Origin of the sequence: Promicromonospora sp. NPDC060204 (assembly GCF_042728455.1) — a bacterium.
Classification (GTDB): Bacteria; Actinomycetota; Actinomycetes; order Actinomycetales; family Cellulomonadaceae; genus Promicromonospora.
The window spans coordinates 1-3,711 of sequence record NZ_JBHWZO010000397.1 but is presented as its reverse complement, the minus strand read 5'-3'; the positions used below and the strand labels follow the sequence as shown (position 1 = coordinate 3,711).

Genomic DNA, 3,711 nt, shown 5'->3' with positions numbered 1-3,711 from the left:
ACCACCCCCCCGGTTTGTGTGCTGTGTATTTGTTGGTCTCGCACACCGATTCCAACAAATACCCAGCACTCAACGGGGGTTTTGTGCGTTGCGAGACCGGGTTTCAGGAACCGCCGGACCGGGTCTCAGATCGTGCGTGCTTTTTACCGGTACTCGCGGTAGCGTGTATCTCGATCCAGCGGCGTCGCTCATGGACGCCGCCGTCCCGAACCCCCAGGAGTTCTGCTGATGACCGCAGCCCCGGAAACACCGCGTGCCCGCCGCGCCGTACGCGACGTCGTCTTCGTCGACGGCGCCCGGACGCCGTTCGGCAAGGCCAAGCCCGACGGCATGTACGCGCAGACGCGTGCCGACGACCTGATCGTCAAGGTGGTGCGCGAGCTGCTGCGGCGGCACCCCGAGCTCCCGCCGGAGCGCATCGACGAGGTGGCGATCGCCGCCACCACGCAGCAGGGCGACCAGGGGCTCACGCTCGGCCGCACCGTCGGCATGCTCGCCGGCCTCCCCCAGTCCGTGCCCGGCTACGCCATCGACCGCATGTGCGCCGGCGCCATGACGGCCGCCACCACCACCGCCGCGGGCATCGCCATGGGCGCCGCCGACGTCGTGATCGCGGGCGGCGTGGAGCACATGGGCCGCCACCCGATGGGCTTCGACGCCGACGTCAACCCCCGGTTCGTGGCCGAGAAGCTCGTGGACCCCCAGTCCCTGAACATGGGCGTCACCGCGGAGAACCTGCACGACAAGTTCCCGCAGCTCACCAAGGAGCGCGCCGACAAGTTCGCCGTCGAGTCGCAGGCCAAGTACGCCAAGGCCCTGGCCAACGGGAACATCGACCCGGACCTGGTCCCCGTCGCCGTCCGCTCCGCGGAGCTGGGCTGGGGCCTGGCCACCGCCGACGAGCTGCCCCGCCCGGAGACGTCCTTCGAGTCCATCCAGGGCCTCAAGACGCCGTTCCGCGCGGGCGGCCGCGTCACCCCCGCGACGTCGTCCCCGCTGACCGACGGCGCCACGGGCGCCATCCTGGCCGCCGGCGACGTCGCCGCCGAGCTGGGCCTGCCCGTGAAGATGCGCCTGGTGTCCTACGGGTACGCCGGCGTGCCGCCGGAGATCATGGGCTACGGCCCCGTGCCGTCGACCGAGAAGGCCCTGAAGGCCGCGGGGCTGACCATCGACGACATCGGCCTGTTCGAGCTGAACGAGGCGTTCGCCGTCCAGGTGCTGTCCTTCCTGGACCACTACGGCATCGCCGACGACGACCCGCGCGTCAACCCGTACGGCGGCGCGATCGCCATGGGCCACCCGCTGGCCAGCTCCGGCGTGCGCCTCATGACGCAGCTCGCCCGCGAGTTCGAGCAGCACCCCGAGGTCCGGTACGGCCTGACCGCCATGTGCGTGGGCCTGGGCCAGGGCGGCAGCGTCATCTGGGAGAACCCGCACCACGCCAACTACTCCGGCCACACGGACGAGGAGAACTGACCCGTGCCTGAGACCACCACCCCCAGCGCTCCGGCGGAGCGCGTCACCCACTCGCTCGTCCGCGACGTGACCCTGCCCGGCGGCGCCGGCGTCCTCGCGCTGGTCACGCTCGACAACGGCCTGGACCACACCAAGCCGAACACGCTCGGGCCGGCCGGCATGGCCGAGCTCAAGGCGGCCCTGGAGGTCGTCCGCACCCGCGCCGAGGCCGGCGAGCTCGCCGCCGTCGGCGTGACGGGCAAGCCGTACTTCCTCGCCGCCGGCGCCGACCTCAAGGGCGTCACCTCCCTGAACGGCCACGCCGAGGCCGTCGAGCTGGGCCGCATGGGCCACGCCGCGTACACGATCCTGGGCGACCTGCGGGCCGCCACCGGCGTGCCGACGTTCGCGTTCGTCAACGGCCTGGCACTCGGCGGCGGCCTCGAGGTCGCCCTGAACTGCGACTACCGCACCGTGGCGTCCGACGCCGCCGCGCTCGGCCTGCCCGAGACCGGCATCGGCCTGGTGCCCGGCTGGGGCGGCGCGTACCTGGTGCCGCGCCTGGTCGGCGTGGAGAAGGCCGTCGAGGTCATCCTCACGCGCCCGGCCGCGAACAAGCCTTTCAAGCCCGCCGAGGCGCTGAAGATCGGCCTGGTGGACGCGCAGTTCGACGCCGCCGACTTCCTGGAGCAGTCCATCGTCTGGGCCGCCAAGGTGGTCACCGGCGAGATCGAGGTGCCGCGCCGCGCGCTCGACCCGCAGCCCGTGTGGGACGCCGTCGTCGGGGCCGCGAAGGCCCAGCTCGACGACGTGGTCGGCACCTCGCGCCCGGCCCCGGGCCGCGCCCTGGAGCTGATCGCCGCCGCCCGCAACGCCTCGAAGACCGACGCGTTCGCGGCCGAGGACGAGGCCCTCGCGGACCTGATCATGTCGGACGAGATGCGCGCCAGCATCTACGCGTTCAACCTGGTGGGCGCCGGCAAGAAGCCCGTGGGCGCGCCGGACCCGCAGCTCGCCCGGCCGATCACCAAGGTCGGCGTCGTGGGCGCGGGCCTGATGGCCGCCCAGATGGCATTCCTGTTCGCGCAGCGCCTCGGCGTGCCCGTCGTCATGCGCGACCTCGACCAGGAGCGCGTGGACAAGGGCCTGTCCTTCGTCCGCGAGACGGCCGAGAAGCTGGCCGGCCGCGGGCGGCTGACGCCGGAGGCCGCCACCCGCATCGTCGCCTCGGTGTCCGGCACCACGGACATCAACGAGTTCGCCTCGTGCGACTTCGTCATCGAGGCCGTCACCGAGGTGATGGGGCTCAAGAAGAAGGTGTTCGCCGAGCTGGAGGGCGTCATCGCCCCCGAGACCATCCTGGCGACCAACACCTCCGCGCTGTCCGTCAGCGAGATGGCGGCCGACCTGGCCCACCCGGAGCGCGTGGTCGGCATCCACTTCTTCAACCCCGTGGCCCAGATGCCGCTGGTCGAGGTGATCAACGCCGACAAGACGTCGCAGGAGGCCCTGGCCACGGCGTTCGCGATCACCAAGAAGCTGCGCAAGACCGCGGTGCTGTCGGGCGACCGCCCCGGCTTCGTCGTCAACCGGCTGCTGCTGCTCGTCATGGGCAAGGTCATGGACGCCATCGAGAACGGCACGCCGGTCGACGTCGCGGACCGCGCGCTCGCCCCGCTCGGCTTCCCGATGCCGACGTTCGAGCTGCTGGACCTCGTCGGCCCCGCCGTCGGCCTGCACGTGCTCACCTCGCTGCGCGAGGACCTGGGCGACCGCATCCCGGCCTCCCCCGGGCTGCAGAAGCTCGTGGCCGACGGCACCCGCGTGGTGCTCGACGCGCCCGCGAAGGGCCTGCCCAAGCCCGTCGACCCGGCCATCCAGGCCGTGTTCGGCGAGGCCCTCGTCGCGGGCGGGACCGGCCACCACGGCGAGGTCGTGCTCGACGGCGACGGCGTGCTCGACGCGGTGCTCACCACCCTGACCACCGAGATCGGCCTCATGCTGGAGGAGGGCGTGGTGCCCGGGCCGCAGCAGATCGACCTCGCCATGATCCTCGGCGCGGGCTGGGGCTTCCACACGGGCGGCATCACGCCGTACCTGGACCGCACCGGCTACAGCGAGAAGGTCCTGGGCCGGCGGTTCCTGCCGGACGGCGTGGCGAACGTGCCCGTGTCCTGAGCTGGACTGAGCTGGACTGAGCTGAACTCCGGGACCCTCCGACGCCGGGCACACCTCTCGTGCCCGGTGTCGGAG

Annotated in this window: 2 protein-coding genes; both read left to right on the top strand. The window is 72.1% G+C overall.

Annotated features, from left to right (window positions below):
- The first annotated feature begins 228 nt into the window (after nucleotides 1-228).
- Nucleotides 229-1,479, top strand: coding sequence for a thiolase family protein (locus ACFWEJ_RS27905; RefSeq protein ID WP_377232418.1), 1,251 nt, complete (start codon nucleotides 229-231; stop codon nucleotides 1,477-1,479).
- 3 nt (nucleotides 1,480-1,482) lie between these two features.
- Nucleotides 1,483-3,636 carry a 3-hydroxyacyl-CoA dehydrogenase NAD-binding domain-containing protein gene (locus ACFWEJ_RS27900; protein ID WP_377232417.1) on the top strand — a complete coding sequence of 718 codons (2,154 nt, stop codon included), beginning with the start codon at nucleotides 1,483-1,485 and terminating at the stop codon, nucleotides 3,634-3,636.
- Nucleotides 3,637-3,711 lie beyond the last annotated feature (75 nt).